Below are 16,932 nucleotides of genomic sequence, written 5' to 3'. Positions count from 1 at the left end.
TGATCGGGAAACAGGATATGCCCGGTGCGATTCGTCGCACCGGGCATTTTCATTGGAGTCGAGTCGCGATAGAATCCCGGCCATTGTAGGAACTGGGCTGAGAACCGGCCTGAGCACTGGAGTTTCCGGGGTGGTAAACCTGAAGAATAGAGGCCTGCTGCGCGGTCTCTCGCTGATGACGGGTTCGCTCGTCGCCCTGCTTTCGGGTTGCGGCCCCAAGGAGGTCGCAGTGGCGCCGCCGCCGCCGCCGCCTCAGGTGGTGATCCCGCCCCGGCCGATGCCGCCGCTCGGCGCTTCGCCCAACATGGTGGTTCCGGCGCTGGCGGTTGACGGTTCGCGCCGCACGGTCAACACCGGTGTGTCCTCGGCCCAGACGGTCTGGAATCTGCGTTCGGCCTACAATGTCGCGGCGCTGAACTGCGTTGGCCCGCAGTACGAGCCGATCCTCGCCGGTTACAAGGACTTCCTGAAGAAGCACCTGAAGTCGCTGAACGCCGCGAACAAGGCCTTGGATAAGGAATTCAAGACCCGCTACGGCGCCAAGTCGATACGCGAGCGTGAATCCTACCAGACGCAGGTCTACAATTTCTTCGCGCTGCCGCCGGTGGTTCCGGCGCTCTGCAACGCGGCGATGGGCCTTTCGGTCGATCTCCAGGCCGTGCCCGCGGGCCAGCTCGACGGTTTCGCCGTGACCGGCCTTGCCAAGGCGGAAGCGCCTTTCAAGGAGTTCTTCAACAGCTACGACCAGTACCGCGCCGATCTCGCGGCCTGGGAATCCCGCTACGGCGCCGGTGCAACCGCCGGTGCTCCGGCGACGACGACCCCGGTGGCCGTCGCTCCGGGCCTCAGCCAGCAGGCCTCTTCGCGCTGAACTGGTGCCGCGGAAATGCTCGGTGTGAGCATTCCCGCGAAGCCTGCGAATTTTCGGGCGCTTCATTTTTGCTCTTTCATGGGAAAGAGCACTTCGCTAAGGGAGCGCCTCGCAAAGCGCCTGTCGCCTTGCGAAAATACTGGAACGGGGCCGTAGCTCAGATGGGAGAGCGCGTCGTTCGCAATGACGAGGTCAGGGGTTCGATCCCCCTCGGCTCCACCAGTATATAAGGATTGATGTATGTCCGGCCCCGCGCCGGGCATCACCCGGCCCGAGACATGGCCGGGTTTTTTGTTTATCTGCGATGCGCCGCTTTTTCAGCGGTGCAAGGCACTGGAAGAGAGCCGGTGCCGCCCCGGCGATGCAATCGCCAGCCCATTTCAGCTCTCAGGATTGCCGGAAGCCAGACACATGCATTTTCTCGACCAGGCCAAGATCTACATCCGTTCGGGCGGCGGCGGTCCGGGTGCGGTATCCTTCCGGCGCGAGAAGTACGTCGAGTACGGCGGCCCTGACGGCGGCAACGGCGGCAAGGGCGGTGACGTGGTGTTCGAGGCCGTGGCCGGTCTCAACACCCTGATCGACTTCCGCTACACCCAGCACTTCAAGGCCCCGCGCGGCGGCCACGGCATGGGCAAGAACCGCAACGGCGCGGCGGGCAAGGATCTTGTCATCAAGGTCCCGGTCGGCACCCAGATCATCGACGACGAGGACCGCGAAACCGTTCTGGCCGACCTCACCGAGGCGGGCCAGCAGGTCGTGCTGCTCGAAGGCGGCATGGGCGGTCGCGGCAATGCCAGCTACAAGACCAGCACCAACCGCGCGCCGCGCCAGCACCAGCCGGGCATCGCCCCGCAGGAGCTGTGGGTCTGGCTGCGCCTCAAGCTGCTGGCCGACGTCGGCCTCGTCGGCATGCCGAATGCGGGCAAGTCCACCTTCATCAACAAGCTGTCGAACACCAAGGCCAAAGTCGGCGACTACGCCTTCACCACGCTGCGCCCGCAGCTTGGCGTCGTCACCCACAAGAACCGCGAATTCGTGCTGGCCGACATCCCCGGCCTGATCGCAGGTGCCGCCGACGGCGCGGGCATCGGCGACCGTTTCCTCGGCCATATCGAGCGCTGCCGCGTGCTCGTCCACCTCATCGACATTTCCAGCACCGACCCGGTCGAGGCGATGCAGATCGTCGAGGAAGAGCTGGAGGCCTATGGCGAAGGGCTTGAGGACAAGCCGCGCCTCGTCGCGCTCAACAAGATCGACCTCGTGGACGATGCCCTGGCGGCGGACTATGCAAAGGAACTGCTCAAGGCCGGTGCCGACGAAGTGTTCCCGATCTCGGGCGCTACCGGCAAGGGCATGTCGAAGCTGCTCGATGCGGTGATCGACTATCTCCCCGCCGCCACCGTGACCGAGCGTCCCGAAGGCGAGCGCGAGGAAGCCGACGACAAGCCCTGGTCGCCGATCTGAGCGGATAGGTAAGCGCGGGCGGCGCAAGCGTCGCTCGCGCTTATTCGGTTGTGTTTCAAAGCCATGTTGGCAGGGCAGGCCGCTCTCGCTAGACCATGGCGATGACGCTCCAGAAGACCATTTTTGCCGCCGCGCTGCTCCTGTCGCCAACCGCCGCTTTCGCGCAGAAGGCGGCGCAGGAGATTTCCAGTCAGCCCATCGCGCTTGGCACCAGCTACCAGCTTCATTCCGCCGTGCTGGACGACACCCGCGAACTGAACGTCTGGCTGCCGACCGGCTACGAGAAATCGACGGATCGCTACCCGGTCGTCTACCTGCTGGACGGCGGACTGGATCAGGACTTCGTCCATATCGCCGGTCTCGGCAATCTCGCCTCGCTTAGCTGGACATACGGCCCGATGATCGTGGTCGGCGTGCAGACGAAGAACCGCCGCGCCGAACTGACCGCGCGGCCCAGCGATCCGCGCTACCTTTCCGCCTTCCCCGAAAGCGGCGGCGCCGACAGGTTCCGCCGGTTCCTGCGGCAGGAAGTCGTGCCTTTGGTGGAAGCGCGCTTCCGCACCGGGGAGCGCCGCGCGGTGATGGGCGAATCGCTGGCCGGGCTGTTCGTCGTCGATACCCTGCTCAAGGACCCGACGCTGTTCGGCGACTATGTGGCGATCAGCCCCAGCCTCTGGTGGGACGACCGCCGCCCGCTCGCCGATCTCGCCCGCACCGCCCGCGTGAAGGACATGACCGGGGCGCGGCTCTATCTCGCGGTGGGTGACGAAGGTGGCACCATGCAGGACGGGATCGACCGCCTTCGTACTTTCCTCGCGGCACAGCCGCCTGAGCGCGTCACTTTGCGCTACGACGATTTCAGCAAGAGCGCCTCCCACGCCACCGTCTATCACCACGCGGCGGAAGACGCGCTGCGCTGGCTCTATCCGGCCCCGCCCTACGAAGGCGAGGGCACCCCGTGGTTCATGATCGAGGGCGCCCAGCCGCCAAAAAAATAACGCTGCCGCCTCCGCGCAGGCGCAGCTATGGAGCGGCGCATGAACAGCATCGCTCCCCGCAAGCCGGTCGACGGCAAGGCCGCGTTTCTCATGATCGGCCTCTGCGCGATCTGGGGCATGCAGCAGACCGCGCTCAAGGCCGTTGCCGCGGACATGGCGCCGGTCCTCCAGATCAGCCTGCGCTCCGGGATCGCGGCGTTGTTCATCGCCGCGCTGGTCTTCGCGCGAGGCGAGAGCCACGCCCTGGGCGGCGGCACCTGGAAACCGGGCGTGGCGATCGGCGCGCTCTTCGCGCTCGAATACTTGTTCATGGGCGAGGGGCTGCGTTTCACCAATGCCTCGCACATGGGCATCTTCCTCTACACCGCGCCGATCTTCACTGCGCTGGGCCTCCATTTCGGCCTCCCCGAAGAGCGCCTGAGCCCGCTGCAATGGCTGGGCATCGTCACTGCGTTCGGCGGGGTGGCGGTCTCGTTCCTCGGCGGCGCGGGAAGCGGCCCTGCACGCGGCACGGCGTGGATCGGCGACCTCATGGGCATCGGCGCCGGGGCGGCCTGGGGTGCGACGACGCTGACCTTGCGCTTCTCCCGCCTCTCGCAGGCGCCGAGCAGCGTGACGACGCTCTACCAGCTCTTCGGCGCCTTCGTGCTGCTGGGCCTGCTGGCGCTCGCCACCGGGCAGACCGGGGTGACGATGACGCCGCTGCTGGGGCTGAGCATGACCTTCCAGATCGTCTTCGTCTCGCTGATCAGCCTCTTGGTCTGGTTCGGGATGCTGCGGGTCTATCTCGCCTCGCGGCTTGGGGTGCTCTCGTTCATGACGCCGCTGTTCGGCGTGGTCTTCGGCGTGGTCCTGTTGGACGAGCGGCTCGAACCGGCCTTCATCGGCGGCGCGCTCATGGTGATCGCGGGGATCCTGCTGGTCAGCGGCCACGAGATGTTTCGCGCCCGGCAGGCACGGCGCATCGCTTCGGCGCCCTAGCATGCGCTTTCGCAAGCGAATGCTTTCCCCGAATCGGCAACTGTCCTAGAGGCTCGGCTTCCATGCCTGTATCGCGCCTTTCCGATCTCTCCGACAGAGCCCTCGCACCCCGCCTCGTCATCAAGGTCGGCTCGGCGCTGCTCGTCGGCAAGGAGGGCGTGCGGCGCGCTTGGCTGACTGCGCTGGTCGCCGAGATCGCCGAAGCACGCGCGCGCGGTCAGGACGTGATCGTCGTCTCCTCGGGCGCCATCGCGCTGGGCGCGGCGACGCTGGGGCTGGAGAAGGGCGGTCGCGGCTCGCTCGCCGATGCGCAGGCCGCCGCCGCGGTCGGCCAGATCGCGCTCTCGGGTCTTTGGGCCGAACTGCTCGGCAGCCACGGCATCACCGCGGCGCAGATGCTGCTGACGCTGGACGACCTCGAGGATCGCCGCCGCTACCTCAACGTCACCGCCACGCTCACCCGCCTGCTCGATGCCGGTGCGGTGCCGGTCATCAACGAGAACGATTCGGTCGCCACCCAGGAAATCCGCTTTGGCGACAACGACCGCCTCGCCGCCCGCGTCGCCCAGGCCGCGCAGGCGAGCGCCGTGCTGCTGCTCTCCGATATCGACGGCCTCTACGACCGCCACCCCAAGGAGCCGGGCGCCCGGATGATCCCGGTGGTCGAGGGCGTCACGGCGGAAGTCCACGCCATGGCCAGCACCGAATCGAACTCCGGCATGGGTTCGGGCGGCATGGTCTCGAAGTTGCAGGCGGCCGAGATCGCCGAACTCGCGGGCATCTGCCTCGTCATCGGCAACGGCCAGCACGATCGCCCGGTGGCCCGGATCATCGGTGAAGGCATCGGCACCCTGTTCCTGCCGCGCCGCCGCGCAGGCGCGCGCAAGGCCTGGCTCGGCGGACGGCTGCGGCTCAAGGGCAGCATCCATGTCGATGCCGGAGCCGCCGCCGCCCTGACGCGCGGATCGAGCCTGCTCGCCAAGGGCGTAACCGGGGTAGAAGGCCACTTCGAGCGCGGCGATCCCGTCGCCATCGTCGATGCCGAGGCCCGCGTCGTCGCCCACGGCCTTTCCGAATACCACGCGGGCGAATGCGCCGCGATCCGGGGCCTGCACTCCAGCGAGCAGGCCGAAGTGCTCGGTTATTCGCCCCGTTCATCCGTGGTGCATCGCGACCAGCTTGTTCTGAAATGATGGAATTCGATTACCCCACCATCGCGCTGACCGGAGCCACCGGCTTCGTCGGCCAGTCGCTGCTCGATGAAGCCGTCGCCGCCGGATACAACGTCCGCGCGCTCACCCGCCGCGAGCAGGAGCCGCGCGAGAACGTCACCTGGGTCCGCGGCGAGCTGCGCGACACCGCCTCGCTCTCCGAACTGACGCGCGGGGCCGAGGCGATCCTGCACGTCGCGGGCGTGGTCAGCGCGCCCGACGCCGCCGGATACGAGGCCGGCAACGTCACCGGCACGCTCAACGTGATCGAAACGGCAGTGGCCAAGGGCATCCGCCGCCTCGTCTTCGTCTCCTCGCTTTCCGCGCGCGAGCCGGGGCTGTCGGCCTACGGCGCCTCCAAGGCCAAGGCCGAGAAGCTCCTGCGCGCCAGCCCGCTCGACTGGACCATCGTGCGCCCGCCCGCGATCTACGGCCCGCGCGACCGCGAGATGTTCGAACTGTTCCGCGCCGCGCGCTGGGGTGTGGTGCCGGTGCCGAAAGGCGCGGCCTCGATGATCCACGTCGAGGACCTCGCGCGCCTGCTGGTGGCGCTGATTCCGGGCGGCGAGGATGTGACCGGCAAACTCTTCGAACCCGACGACGGCAAGCCGCTCGGCTGGGACAATGCCGAGATGGCCCGCGCCATCGGCACCGCCGTCGGCCGCCGCGTGCGGGTGTTCTCGCTTTCGCCCGGAGCGCTCGCCAAGGCGGCGAAAGTGGACCAGTTCCTGCGCGGTGACGGGGCGAAGATGACCGCCGACCGCGCGGGGTATCTCAGCCATCCGGACTGGGTGGTCGGGGCGGAGGCGGCAGTGCCTGCGTCGATCTGGGAACCGCGTATCGATACGCGCGATGGGCTGCGGGCGACTGCCGAGTGGTATCGGGCTAGCGGGTGGCTTTGAAGAAGTAGGAAGTCCTGGGGGATGATCCCCCAGACCCTCGGAATGTCGTCGTTGCGCGCTACCTATCGGTCCTGCGCTCCTTGCGGCGCAGCCATTAAGTCTCCCGACGCAGCCATGAGCGCGCTACGGAGTTGGCACGCGTGACCTAGACGGTATTGGGGTGCAGGGGGGCTAAGCTCCCCTGCTTTTCCCTTTTCTACTTCAAAGAAACTGCCGCCTGCACGACCCCTGCACAGGCCCCGAACCCGATCGAAACCGCACCTTCCGCCACGAACCGGCCCGACAGCGCGAGTTCGTCGCCATCCTCAAGGAATGTGCGCGTCTCGCCGGTCGGCAGCGTCACTTTTTCGCGGCCTGAGCGGGTGATCTCCATCAGGCTCCCTTGCGAACCGTCTTCGGGGCCCGAGATCGTGCCGGTGCCGAGCAGGTCGCCGGGGTTCATCTCGCAGCCGTTGGAAGCGTGGTGCGTCACCATCTGCGCGATCGTCCAATACATGTTGCCCGCCGGACCATGGCTGAGGCGCTGCGCGGGCAGGCCTTCGCCGCGCATCCGCTCGGTGCTGAGGCTGACTTCGAGGTCGAGCGAAAGCGCGCCTTCGCGCTGGTCGGTCTCGTCCCAGAGGTAGGGCAGGGGGCGGGGATCGCCTGCCGGGCGCGGGGCCTGGGCGATGCGGAAGGGGGCGAGCGCCTCCATCGTCACGATCCAGGGCGAGACGGTGGTGAGGAAGTTCTTGGCGAGGAACGGCCCGAGCGGCTGATATTCCCAGGCCTGCACGTCGCGCGCGGACCAGTCGTTGAGCAGGGTCACGCCCGCGACGTGATCGAACGCCTCGCCGATGGGGATCGGCTGGCCGAGCTGGTTGCCCTGCGCCATCCACACGCCGAGTTCGAGTTCGTAGTCGAGCCGTCCGATCGGGCCGAACGAGGGCGCGTCCGCGTCGGGGGCCTTGGTCTGGCCGTTCGGGCGGATCACCGGGGCGCCGCTCGGCCGGACGGTGGAGGCGCGGCCGTGATAGCCGATGGGGACGTGCTTGTAGTTGGGCAGCAGCGGATTGTCGGGGCGGAACAGCTTGCCGATATTGGTGGCGTGGTGGATGCCGACGTAGAAGTCGGTGTAGTCCGCGATCCGGGCGGGCAGGTGGAGCGTCGCCTCGGCCATGGCCACCAGCAGCGGTTCGACTTGCGCGCGCTCGGCGGCACCTTCGGCCAGCAGCGCGGAGAGGCGGCGGCGCAGCGCGCGGCGCGGTGCGGCGCCGAGGGCAAGCAGCGGGTTCAGCGTCTCGCCCGAACCGGCGCGGGCGGCTTCCAGCGCCTCGCCTTCGAGCAGGCCCGACGCGGCAAGGGCAGCGAGGTCGAGGATATGGTCCCCGATGGCCACACCGCCGCGCGCGGTTTCGCCGGGGCGGGAGAACACGCCGAGCGGCAGGTTCTGGATCGGGAAATCGCCATGGCCGTTCGCGCTTGCCACCCAGGAGCGCAGCGCGGCGTCATGGGTTTCGTCGATCAGGGCCATGGGATTCTCCTCTTCCATTTTATGTTTCGAGGGCATCCCTAGCCGCTTGAAATGGCGGCGTCACGGCTCCTCTTCGACATCGTCCCAGCCCTGGGTCTCGGTCATGACGAAGGGCACGGGATCGCCGCGCGCATCGCGGGCGGGGCGGAAGCGGAAGCGTTCGGTGATGGCCCGGCAGGTGCCGCTGTCGACATCCGGCCTGCCGCTTGAGGCGACGACGGTGCAGCCGCTGACCCGCCCGTCCACGCCGATGCGGTAGCGCACGGTGATCTGCGCGCCGCTGCGGGACTTGCGCAAGTCCGCCGGAAGGTCGGAGAAGCGGATGCGTCCGGCGGTCTGGCGGGGATAGGTGGCGACACCGGCGTTGCGACCGGCCCCGTCGCCGCCCCGGCCGCCGCCGGTCCCGTTTCCGTCACCGCCCGTGCCGCTGCCGGTTCCCCCTACGCCCGCGCCTTGTGAGGATTGCGCACCCTCGCCGGGACGCGGCGCGGTGAGGATCGGCGGGTTCACGGGAAGAACGATCTGAGGCGGTGGTGCGAGGGGAGAGGCTTCGGCCTTGCGGCCCTCGGGAGCCGCCTTGTCCTTCGGAGCCGACGCGGATTTCTCAGGACGCGGCGGCTCTGGCGGGGGCCTGACAGGCGCAACCGTGACAGCAGTCAGCGCGGCGCGGGAGGGCAGGACCGGCAAATCCACGCCCAGCCCAATGCCCAGCGCGACCAGCCCACCGCCGACGATCGCCGCCGAGGCGAGGGCGGACAGCAGCCGGTCTCGTCGGGGCATCTGCAAGCCTGCGTTCTCCTGTACCGCATCCGGCCCTCTCCGGAAAAAACAAGTGGAGGCCACGAAGGCTCCCCGACGGTTCGAGGGCGGGCGGCTGCGGCAGGCTGCGATAAATGGTTAGCCGCACTGCGGAACCTTGAGTTCGCAACGTCGTTACTCTGCCAACGACACAATTTTGGAGAAACGGCAATGACTCTACTTCTTATTCTCCTCGTCGGCGGCGTCATCGGCTGGCTCGCTTCGATCGTGATGCGCACCGATGCGCAGCAGGGTATTTTCCTGAACGTGGTCGTCGGCGTGGTCGGCGCGCTGATCGCTGGCCTGCTCATCACCCCGCTGATCGGCGGCGCGCCCATCACCAGCGGCGCCTTCGACATCATGTCGCTGTTCGCCTCGTTCCTCGGCGCGATCGTGCTGCTGGCGATCGTCAACCTCTTCCGTCGCGGCTCGATCCGCTAAGATCCTGGAATAATGGGGCGCGCCCTCCGCAAGAAAGGCGCGCCCCTCGAAATCAATAAAGTCGATAACAGGGAAAGGATGCCTGCCATGAAAGTGATGCCCACTGCGCGTCTTGCGATGATCGCGATCGTCTCGGCCGGTTCGCTCGGTCTCGCTGCCTGCAACAACAAGGCGGACGATGCCACCGAGCAGCAGGCCGATGCCGTCGAACAGTCGTCCGACGCTGCCGCCGATGCCCTGCGCGACCAGGCCGACCAGATGACCGGAGCTGCCTCCGAAGCGGTCGACCAGAAGGCGGATGCCGTCGAGGCGGCGGGCGAGGCCAAGTCCGACGCACTCGAAAACAAGGCGGACGAGATCAAGAAGCAGAACTGATCCGCAAGCCACCCATACCCGTCCCGAACGGGCGCAGAAGGATGGCGGGGAGACCCGTCATCCTTCTCGCGTTTTCGGCTGCCGCTTCGCCGCCAAGGCGCGCTATCAGCCCGGACAGTGAAAATGCCGCCAATAGACGCTTGAATTGTTGGACAAGAGGGCAGACATAGCCCCGGAAACAAGATGCACCGTTCGATGCGCTCTCCGCTGACCTGCGGGGGGCAGTCCAAACCTTTTATAACCTGAAACAGGAAGACAGCCATGACCATTTCGCTGATGCCGCTGCCCTACGCGCTGGACGCGCTCGAACCGCACATCTCGTCGAAGACCCTCGAAATCCACCACGGCGCCCACCACAAGACTTACGTCGACAAGCTGAACGCCGCCATCGAAGGCAGCGACAATGCCGACAAGTCGGTCGAGGAAATCACCAAGCTCGCTTCGGGTCCGCTGTTCAACAACGCTGCGCAGACCTGGAACCACGGTTTCTACTGGCACTCGCTGAACCCCGCGAAGACCGCGCCGAGCGCCGCCCTTCTGGCCGCGATCGAAGCCGACTTCGGTTCGCTCGACGCGCTGCTCGAAGCGCTCTCGGCCGAAGCCGTCAACCACTTCGCTTCGGGCTGGGCATGGCTCGTCGTCGACGGCGGCAAGCTCAAGGTCATCTCGACCCATGACGCGGGCACCCCGATCACCACCGACGTCAACCCGCTCATCACCATCGATGTCTGGGAACACGCCTACTACATCGACCAGCAGAACAAGCGCCCGGTCTATGTGAAGACGGTTCTCGAAAACCTCATCAACTGGGACTTCGCCTCGGAGAACTTCGAGCGCGGCACGGCCTGGACCTACCCGGTCTGATTTCCGGCGGCCGCAAGGCTGGCATGACACGCTGAACCGGGCCGGGTCGCGCTGCAAGGCGCGATCCGGCCCGCAGCATTTCCGGCATCTTCTTTTTCAGGACATTCCCTATGGACATCGGCTTCATCGGTCTCGGCGCGATGGGCAGCGCCATGGCGCGCAACCTCGCGGCGGCGGGACACCGGGTACGGGCGTGGAACCGCTCGGGCGGCACGGTGGAAGGCGTCGAGATGGTCGCCACCCCCGCAGAGGCCTTCGCCGGCGACGCGGTGCTGACGATGCTCTCGGAAGACGGCGCGATCCGCGAGGTCCTGCTCGACAGCGGCGTGCTGGACGGAGCACCGAAGGGGGTGGTCCATCTCGTCTGCTCGACGATCTCGGTCGCCTTCGCGCGCGAACTGGTGGAGCGGCATGCAGCGGCGGGTGTCGGTTATCTCTCGACCCCGGTGCTCGGCCGTCCCGACGTGGCGGCGGTGGGTCAGCTCAACGTGATCCTCGGCGGCCCGGCCGAACATGCGGCGCGGCTGGAGCCGGTCTTCGCCGCGATTGCCGGCAAGGTCTGGGACATGGGTGAGGATGCCACGGTCGCCAATGCCGCCAAGATCGCCTGCAACATGATGATCACCATGGCCATCGAGGGCATGGCCGAGGCCGTCGTCCTGACCGAGGGTAAGGGCCTCCCGCGCGAGAAGTTCTTCGAACTGATGCTGGGCACCCTGTTCGGCAGCCGCGTCTACCAGAACTATTCGGGCATCATCGCCGAGCGCAAGTACGAGCCGGGCTTCAAGGCCGTGCTCGGCCTCAAGGACTTGCGCCTCGCGCGCGAACTGGCGGCGGAGACGGCGACCGGAACGCAGGGCAGCCTGCCGATACTCGATGCCGTTCATGCCCGCATGGGCGAGGCGATCGCTGCTGGCCATGCGGATCGCGACTGGGGTGTCATGGCGGAATATACCATCGACACGGCGCGGGGCTGAGAGGGCTGAAACAAGGAAGCGGGGCCCCCGCCTTCGCGGGGGCCCCGCTTGTTCTTGCGGCAAAACGAAACCCCGGCGCTCAACCCGGCCGGTGTTCGCCCACTTCCAGCAGTTCCGCCTCGCCGTTGAGCATCCGCGCCAGATCGGCGCGGGCGCGGGCGACGCGGCTTTTCATCGTCCCGATCGGGCAACCGGCGATATCCGCCGCTTCCTCGTAGCTGAAGCCCGAGGCCCCCACGAGCAGCACCGCCTCGCGCCGCTCAGGCGCCAGTTTCTGCAAGGCCGTTTCCATGTCACCGAGGTGCAGCGGGCCTTCCTGGTCCGCCTCCATCACCAGCATGCGCTCCACCGCGCCTTCGTCGAGGTCGGTCTGGCGTTTGCTCTTGCGCAGTTCGGACAAGTAATGGTTGCGCAGGATCGCGAAAGTCCAGGCGCGCATGTTGGTGCCCGCTTGGTAGCGGTCCCGCGCCGTCCAGGCCTTGATCGCGGCTTCCTGCACGAGGTCGTCGGCAAAATCGGGGCGACCCGAAAGACCGCGCGCAAAGGCGCGCAAATGGGGAAGCACGGTCAGCAGTTCGCGGCGGAACGATTCGTCCTCGGGGCGCGGAATGCTGGGATCGGGGCGCTTCTGCTCGGCGCCGGGGGCGGCGTCGCTGTCCTCAGGCATCGTCCGCCCCGTCCAGCTTCTTGAGAAGATCCCTGAAGCTGTCCGGAAGCGGCTCGTCCACCACGGAGTTGTAAAGCTTCCTCAATCCCCCGGCCCAGCCCGGTTCGCCGTCCCTGAGGACTTCCGGGGGGAGGCCTGGCGTCACCGGTTCGCGCCCGCCGGGGGCGTCGCGGTGTTCCGCGCCATGTCCTTCGGATTGATTCAACTTTGGCTCCATCGCAACCTGGACACTTGCTTGCTGGCCGGGAGCGGGTCAAGAGTCATGCTGCAAGCGCGTTGCAGCGCCGTCGAAGGCAGACCGATCCACTGTCCTTTCGCCGGCAAGGCAACCGAACATCGTTTTCGTTGGAACAATCGAGGTCGGTCTTGGTTCCCTTAGCCACAAAGTCTTGTCCCGGCCTGCCTCGCAACCTGTCTCGCGAAGGGTTCGGAGCACGGCAATGCTCCTGAGAAAAGATGCGGCTCGGCTGAAATGGCATGGATTTCCGGTGATTGACCAGGCTCTGCTCGACAGGGTTCAGAAGCAGGCGTGGTTCCACAAGTATCCGCGCGGCTGGCCCTTCCTGCTGTTCATCATCGCCTCCATCACCACGGCGGTCTCGGTCATGGCGATCGAGCGCGCCGACCGTCAGACCCGCCAGGTGGAGCTGGATCGCAACCTCACCGAAATCTCTTCGGCACTGCAGCGCCGCGCGACCGAGAACATCGCGCTGCTGCGGGCAGGGGCCGCGCTCTTCGCCACGCAGGAGCAGGTGAGCGCCGCGCAGTTCCGCTCCTTCGCGGAGGATCTCCAGGGCAAGGGCGATCTCTACGGCTCGCTCGGCATGGGCTGGGCGCCGCTGGTGCAGGTCGACCGGGTGACCAATCTGGAGCTGTCGATCCAAGGCTCCGAGCGCCCCGATTTCCTCGTCTATCCGCGCCCCGACTATTCCCGGCGCTATCTGGCGCCGATCGTCTACCTCGAACCCGATGACGGCACCAACCGCGTGGCGGTGGGCTACGACATGCTGTCCGAAGATGTTCGCCGCACCGCGATGGAACGGGCGATGAAGGTCGGCAAGCCGGTCGCCTCGGGCAAGGTCCACCTCGTGCAGGACGTGGGCAACAAGCAGCAGACGCCGGGCTTCCTGATCTACATGCCGGTGATCGCACCGCGCTCGGGCGGGCAGGTGAAGGGCTTCGTGTTCAGCCCGTTCCGCGCCGAGACCTTCTTGGAATCGGCCAGCGAACTCTATCGCAACAACAATATCGACGTGGCGGTCTATGACGGTTCGGTGGAGCCGGACAAGCTCCTGGCCGAGCGCCGCGCGGAAGGCTCCGCCGGGCCGCAGATGGAGCGGCGCATCGATCTCGGCAGCCATACCTGGGTGGTCGTCATCAGCGATCGCAAGAGCGGGGTGCTCTCCACTGCCTCGCGCATCACCCTGTTCTTCGGCGCGCTCGCCTCGCTCATGGTCATGGCGATCGGGCGGCTCATCACCCGCCGCGCCGCCGAGGATCGCATGGTGCTGGAATGGCTCCAGAGCCAGGCCGCGATCCGCAATTCGTTGACCCGCGAGCTGAACCACCGCGTCAAGAACACACTCGCCAACGTGCTGTCGATCGCCGCGCTCACCCGCCGCCGCGCCACCGATATCGACGACTTTACCGAAAGCCTCACCGCCCGCATCCGTGCGCTTTCCGCCACGCACGACCTGCTGTCCCAGTCGGACTGGACCCACGCGATCCTCGGCGATGTCGTGCGCTCGGAACTGGCACCCTATATGGAGGGCAACGAGAGCCACGTCGAACTCTCCGGCCCGGAAATCCGGCTGGCGCCCAACGACGCGATGTCGCTGGGCCTCGCGATCCACGAACTGGCCACCAATGCCGCGAAATACGGCGCGCTCAGCGCCAGCGGCGGGCGCATCCACGTGGGCTGGAGGCTGGTAAACCCCGACCTTGCTGAACTCGACTGGCGCGAGGAAGGCGGCCCGCCGGTGCGCGAACCCACAAAACGGGGCTTTGGCCGCGACCTGATCGAGAAGATCGTCGCGCACGAACTCAAGTCCGAAGTCGACCTCCGGTTCAAGCCGGAAGGGGTCGAATGCCGCCTCAAGGTACCGGTCCGCGCCAGCCGCGAATTCGCCCTGCGCAGCGAGCGCCGATAACGAAAACTTAGGTGATTCGCTCCTAAGGATGAACGATTGTTCATCCTGGAGGGGTGGGTAAATGGAAGCACGAGGCTGGGATCGGCGTATCGTCGAAAAGAAGATCGAATGCCGGGAGGCGGGCCGGGAGATAAACGGGCCGAGCGGTCCGGTCTTCCTCTACGACCTTTCTGCCGGAGGCTGCATGGTCGAATTCGCCGGGGATGCACCGGCCATTGGTGTAGAGATCGAGCTGGAACTCTGCCGCGAACAGCGGGCTAAGGGGGAAGTGGTCTGGCAGGCTGCGGGCTGCGCAGGCGTGCGCTTCTTCGCCCCGGTCCACGATGCCGTGGTGCGCCATCTGGGCTTCCAGCCGCCGCCCTCCGAGGAAATGCCGCGCGACCATTTCGGCCGTCTGCTGCCGCCTATCGATGCCGGGGAGCGGCGGTTCGGGCGACGGTACTGAAGGTAGGAAGGTAAAAGCAGGGGAGCCCTTCGCGAAGCTCAGGATAAACTTCGCCCCCCTGCACCCCCAATACCGTCTAGGTCACGCCTCGCCTATCCGTTGCGCACTCATGGCTGCGTCGGGAGACTTAATGGCTGCGCCGCAAGGAGCGCACTACGGATAGGGTGCGCGCAACGTCGCTAATTCCGAGGGTCCGGGGGATCATCCCCCGGAATCTACCTTATTCTCTTCACCCGAGCGGCTTGCTCGACCCAAAGAACAACGCCTGACTGATCGCCGCGCGTACGGTGGCTTCCTGGAACGGCTTGGTGACGAGGTAGGTAGGCTCGGGCCGTTCGCCGGTGAGCAGGCGTTCGGGGTAGGCGGTGATGAAGATCACCGGCACGTCGCCGAACTTGAGCAGGTCTTCCACCGCTTCGATCCCCGAGCTGCCGTCCGCGAGCTGGATATCCGCGAGGACGAGACCGGCGGGGGAGCGTTCGAAGATGTCGAGCGCCTGGGCGTGGGTGGCGGCGGTGCCGACGACGCGGTGGCCGAGGTCGCTGACGAGTCCTTCGAGCTGCATCGAGATCAGCGGTTCGTCCTCGATGATGAGCACGTCGGTGGTGCTCTCGCCTTCGATTTCGAGCACGGCCTGCGTCACCAGCGCATCGACGTCCTCGGGCGCGACGGCGAGGATGCGGGCGGTATCCTCGCGCGAGAATTCCTCCACGGTGGTCAGCAGCAGCGCCTGGCGGTGCGTCGGCGCGATCGTGGCGAGGCGGGTCTGCGCCGCCTGTTCGTGGCGGCCGCCTTCGTTGTTCAGGCCCGGTTCCTCGATATGGCCGGTCGTCCAGATGCGGGTGAAGGCGGCATAGAGGGCGGCGCGGCTGCGGGCGATATCGTCGCGCAGCACCTTGTCGGCCAGGGCGGCTTCCAGAGTGGCGCGTACGTAAGTGTCGCCGGACTGCTGCGAGCCGGTCAGCGCGCGTGCGTAGCGGCGAAGGTAGGGCAGTTGGATGGCGATCTGGTCGGAGACGGACATCGAAATTCCTTGGATCGAGGGAAGCCGCGCTTCCCTGCTATTGGCCTATGTTCTTCTTCGCATCGGTGGCCCGCGCCCCCTCCCGACCGGCCATCGATTTCTGACGCCGCAGGGAGGGCAGGGCAACCTCAAAATTTTTCGTCGGCAGCGGCTGCTTCGGGAACCAACGCGGCAGGCCCACGTTTGCTCCTTGTCACCACTGGCTCCCCCACCCCCCGCAAACCGGTGGTGACCCGATCCCGGAGGCCTCCGTTCACCGCAGAGTGAACGGGGGCCTCTAAATTCAGGGCTTCAAAGATTACCGGCCGATGTTGTTCCCGGGATGAACGGAAAAAAGTTCCGCCATTTCGTCGAATTTGGGCTTTCAGACAGCACCGAAGATCGCTCGTCAGGCTCGTTCTGTCTTGTATTGAACGCACATGGCCACCGAAAACCGCGCTAAACCGTCAAGTGCCCGGCAATTCGGGGAACCTTGTGTGCATTAGTCGCGTTTGCCAAATCGACGGGTCCCGAAACGGGATCAGCCAAGGAGGGAACGCAATGACCGCAGCAACCGAAACCAGCGCCGGTGCCATCGCCGCAACGGCAGCCAAGCAGGTCGCGGCGCAAGTAGCAGGCGGGGAAATGGCAACTCTCAGCGACCGGGATTTCAAGCGCGCGCTGGCCGATGTCGCGCCGCACCTTCGCGCCTTCGCGCGCGGCCTCTGCGGCTGCCGCGACCGTGCCGATGATCTTGCGCAGGAAGCCATGCTCCGTGCCTGGGCCGCGCGTGGTCGCTATGCCGCCGGGACCAACTTCAAGGCCTGGACCTTCACGATCCTGCGCAACCACTTCTACAGCGAGGCCCGCCGCGCCCGCTTCCACGGCGAGTATGACGAACTGGCCGCCGAGCGCATCCTGCGCGCCGAAGCCAGCCAGGAAAGCGCCATCGAACTGGCCGACGTGCTCCGCGCGCTGACCGCCATTCCCGAAACCTACCGCGAGGCGCTGATCCTGGTGGCGGCGGGGAACCTGTCCTATGAGGAAATCGCCCGCATCTGCGGCATTGCCCTCGGCACGGTGAAGAGCCGCATCTGCCGCGCCCGCGCGATGCTGTCCAAGGTCATCGAATCCGGCCAGCTTCCGGACTTCCGCCATAACTTCGTGCTGTCCGGGGACGCCATCGACGCGTTCTTTGCGGAACTGGTCAAGATCGCCAATGTCACCGACGAGCAGGAAGATGCCGTCGCGGCGTGATGCAATAATGGC

Annotated in this window: 18 protein-coding genes and 1 tRNA gene; 14 read left to right on the top strand and 5 right to left on the bottom strand. The window is 66.5% G+C overall.

Annotated features, from left to right (window positions below; all coding sequences use genetic code 11):
- Positions 1–130 precede the first annotated feature (130 nt).
- The 7 genes from ACZ1II_RS19530 (at position 131) to ACZ1II_RS19500 (ending at position 6,430) form a co-directional block, all read left to right on the top strand.
- Complete coding sequence (locus ACZ1II_RS19530; RefSeq protein WP_465145243.1) at positions 131–871, top strand: hypothetical protein; 741 nt, start codon at positions 131–133, stop codon at positions 869–871.
- A gap of 146 nt (positions 872–1,017) precedes the next feature.
- Positions 1,018–1,093: transfer RNA gene (locus tag ACZ1II_RS19525), tRNA-Ala, on the top strand.
- Positions 1,094–1,282: 189 nt separating this feature from the next.
- Positions 1,283–2,338: a GTPase ObgE gene (gene obgE / locus ACZ1II_RS19520; protein ID WP_465145242.1), complete on the top strand. Its 1,056-nt coding sequence runs from the start codon at positions 1,283–1,285 to the stop codon at positions 2,336–2,338.
- Positions 2,339–2,433: 95 nt separating this feature from the next.
- On the top strand, positions 2,434–3,336 hold the full coding sequence (locus ACZ1II_RS19515) for an alpha/beta hydrolase (RefSeq protein WP_465145241.1): 903 nt from the start codon (positions 2,434–2,436) through the stop codon (positions 3,334–3,336).
- 39 nt (positions 3,337–3,375) lie between these two features.
- Positions 3,376–4,317, top strand: coding sequence for a DMT family transporter (locus ACZ1II_RS19510; RefSeq protein WP_465145240.1), 942 nt, complete (start codon positions 3,376–3,378; stop codon positions 4,315–4,317).
- A gap of 62 nt (positions 4,318–4,379) precedes the next feature.
- Positions 4,380–5,510 (top strand): glutamate 5-kinase, encoded by a 1,131-nt coding sequence (proB, locus tag ACZ1II_RS19505; protein ID WP_465145239.1) that lies wholly within the window; start codon positions 4,380–4,382, stop codon positions 5,508–5,510.
- Positions 5,507–6,430 (top strand): NAD-dependent epimerase/dehydratase family protein, encoded by a 924-nt coding sequence (locus ACZ1II_RS19500; protein WP_465145238.1) that lies wholly within the window; start codon positions 5,507–5,509, stop codon positions 6,428–6,430. The genes proB and ACZ1II_RS19500 overlap by 4 nt, the downstream gene beginning before the upstream one ends.
- A gap of 196 nt (positions 6,431–6,626) precedes the next feature.
- On the opposite strand, the gene fahA is transcribed toward ACZ1II_RS19500, so the two are convergent.
- Both fahA and ACZ1II_RS19490 read right to left on the bottom strand, forming a co-directional pair.
- Complete coding sequence (gene fahA, locus ACZ1II_RS19495) at positions 6,627–7,943, bottom strand: fumarylacetoacetase (protein WP_465145237.1); 1,317 nt, start codon at positions 7,941–7,943, stop codon at positions 6,627–6,629.
- A gap of 60 nt (positions 7,944–8,003) precedes the next feature.
- Positions 8,004–8,723 carry an energy transducer TonB gene (locus ACZ1II_RS19490; protein ID WP_465147344.1) on the bottom strand — a complete coding sequence of 240 codons (720 nt, stop codon included), beginning with the start codon at positions 8,721–8,723 and terminating at the stop codon, positions 8,004–8,006.
- A gap of 189 nt (positions 8,724–8,912) precedes the next feature.
- Here ACZ1II_RS19490 and ACZ1II_RS19485 point away from each other — a divergent pair, with 189 nt between their 5' ends.
- From ACZ1II_RS19485 to ACZ1II_RS19470, 4 genes are all read left to right on the top strand, one after another.
- Entirely contained in the window at positions 8,913–9,182 is a 270-nt protein-coding gene (locus tag ACZ1II_RS19485; protein WP_465145236.1) for a GlsB/YeaQ/YmgE family stress response membrane protein, read from the top strand.
- Positions 9,183–9,269: 87 nt separating this feature from the next.
- The gene (locus ACZ1II_RS19480) at positions 9,270–9,557 is read left to right on the top strand and encodes a hypothetical protein (protein ID WP_465145235.1); all 288 of its coding nucleotides are present in this window, start codon (positions 9,270–9,272) and stop codon (positions 9,555–9,557) included.
- 261 nt (positions 9,558–9,818) lie between these two features.
- Positions 9,819–10,421 (top strand): superoxide dismutase, encoded by a 603-nt coding sequence (locus ACZ1II_RS19475; protein WP_465145234.1) that lies wholly within the window; start codon positions 9,819–9,821, stop codon positions 10,419–10,421.
- A gap of 110 nt (positions 10,422–10,531) precedes the next feature.
- Positions 10,532–11,398 (top strand): NAD(P)-dependent oxidoreductase, encoded by an 867-nt coding sequence (locus ACZ1II_RS19470; protein WP_465145233.1) that lies wholly within the window; start codon positions 10,532–10,534, stop codon positions 11,396–11,398.
- 79 nt (positions 11,399–11,477) lie between these two features.
- On the opposite strand, the gene ACZ1II_RS19465 is transcribed toward ACZ1II_RS19470, so the two are convergent.
- Both ACZ1II_RS19465 and ACZ1II_RS19460 read right to left on the bottom strand, forming a co-directional pair.
- Positions 11,478–12,065, bottom strand: a complete 588-nt coding sequence (locus ACZ1II_RS19465) for a sigma-70 family RNA polymerase sigma factor (RefSeq protein ID WP_465145232.1) — start codon at positions 12,063–12,065, stop codon at positions 11,478–11,480.
- On the bottom strand, positions 12,058–12,270 hold the full coding sequence (locus ACZ1II_RS19460; protein WP_465145231.1) for a NepR family anti-sigma factor: 213 nt from the start codon (positions 12,268–12,270) through the stop codon (positions 12,058–12,060). The genes ACZ1II_RS19465 and ACZ1II_RS19460 overlap by 8 nt, the downstream gene beginning before the upstream one ends.
- Positions 12,271–12,553: 283 nt before the next feature.
- On the opposite strand from ACZ1II_RS19460, the gene ACZ1II_RS19455 reads away from it, so the two are divergent.
- Positions 12,554–14,215: a CHASE domain-containing protein gene (locus ACZ1II_RS19455; RefSeq protein ID WP_465145230.1), complete on the top strand. Its 1,662-nt coding sequence runs from the start codon at positions 12,554–12,556 to the stop codon at positions 14,213–14,215.
- 61 nt (positions 14,216–14,276) lie between these two features.
- Positions 14,277–14,660 carry a PilZ domain-containing protein gene (locus ACZ1II_RS19450; RefSeq protein ID WP_465145229.1) on the top strand — a complete coding sequence of 128 codons (384 nt, stop codon included), beginning with the start codon at positions 14,277–14,279 and terminating at the stop codon, positions 14,658–14,660.
- Positions 14,661–14,889: 229 nt separating this feature from the next.
- On the opposite strand, the gene ACZ1II_RS19445 is transcribed toward ACZ1II_RS19450, so the two are convergent.
- Positions 14,890–15,684, bottom strand: a complete 795-nt coding sequence (locus ACZ1II_RS19445; protein ID WP_465145228.1) for a response regulator — start codon at positions 15,682–15,684, stop codon at positions 14,890–14,892.
- A 624-nt stretch (positions 15,685–16,308) separates the two neighbouring features.
- Here ACZ1II_RS19445 and ACZ1II_RS19440 point away from each other — a divergent pair.
- Entirely contained in the window at positions 16,309–16,920 is a 612-nt protein-coding gene (locus ACZ1II_RS19440; RefSeq protein ID WP_465147343.1) for a sigma-70 family RNA polymerase sigma factor, read from the top strand.
- Positions 16,921–16,932 lie beyond the last annotated feature (12 nt).

Source organism: Novosphingobium sp. BL-S-20 (assembly GCF_055521635.1).
This window is presented reverse-complemented; position numbering and strand designations above follow the sequence as displayed.

Excerpts from the sequence above, each read along its gene's own strand:
- ACZ1II_RS19510 (WP_465145240.1), top strand. The coding sequence starts at position 3,376 with ATGAACAGCATCGCTCCCCGCAAGCCGGTCGACGGCAAGGCCGCGTTT.
- ACZ1II_RS19490 (WP_465147344.1), bottom strand. The coding sequence starts at position 8,723 with ATGCCCCGACGAGACCGGCTGCTGTCCGCCCTCGCCTCGGCGGCGATC.
- ACZ1II_RS19485 (WP_465145236.1), top strand. The coding sequence starts at position 8,913 with ATGACTCTACTTCTTATTCTCCTCGTCGGCGGCGTCATCGGCTGGCTC.
- ACZ1II_RS19445 (WP_465145228.1), bottom strand. The coding sequence starts at position 15,684 with ATGTCCGTCTCCGACCAGATCGCCATCCAACTGCCCTACCTTCGCCGC.
- ACZ1II_RS19500 (WP_465145238.1), top strand. The coding sequence starts at position 5,507 with ATGATGGAATTCGATTACCCCACCATCGCGCTGACCGGAGCCACCGGC.
- ACZ1II_RS19450 (WP_465145229.1), top strand. The coding sequence starts at position 14,277 with ATGGAAGCACGAGGCTGGGATCGGCGTATCGTCGAAAAGAAGATCGAA.
- fahA (WP_465145237.1), bottom strand. The coding sequence starts at position 7,943 with ATGGCCCTGATCGACGAAACCCATGACGCCGCGCTGCGCTCCTGGGTG.
- ACZ1II_RS19515 (WP_465145241.1), top strand. The coding sequence starts at position 2,434 with ATGGCGATGACGCTCCAGAAGACCATTTTTGCCGCCGCGCTGCTCCTG.
- obgE (WP_465145242.1), top strand. The coding sequence starts at position 1,283 with ATGCATTTTCTCGACCAGGCCAAGATCTACATCCGTTCGGGCGGCGGC.
- ACZ1II_RS19440 (WP_465147343.1), top strand. The coding sequence starts at position 16,309 with ATGGCAACTCTCAGCGACCGGGATTTCAAGCGCGCGCTGGCCGATGTC.
- proB (WP_465145239.1), top strand. The coding sequence starts at position 4,380 with ATGCCTGTATCGCGCCTTTCCGATCTCTCCGACAGAGCCCTCGCACCC.
- ACZ1II_RS19470 (WP_465145233.1), top strand. The coding sequence starts at position 10,532 with ATGGACATCGGCTTCATCGGTCTCGGCGCGATGGGCAGCGCCATGGCG.
- ACZ1II_RS19480 (WP_465145235.1), top strand. The coding sequence starts at position 9,270 with ATGAAAGTGATGCCCACTGCGCGTCTTGCGATGATCGCGATCGTCTCG.
- ACZ1II_RS19475 (WP_465145234.1), top strand. The coding sequence starts at position 9,819 with ATGACCATTTCGCTGATGCCGCTGCCCTACGCGCTGGACGCGCTCGAA.
- ACZ1II_RS19465 (WP_465145232.1), bottom strand. The coding sequence starts at position 12,065 with ATGCCTGAGGACAGCGACGCCGCCCCCGGCGCCGAGCAGAAGCGCCCC.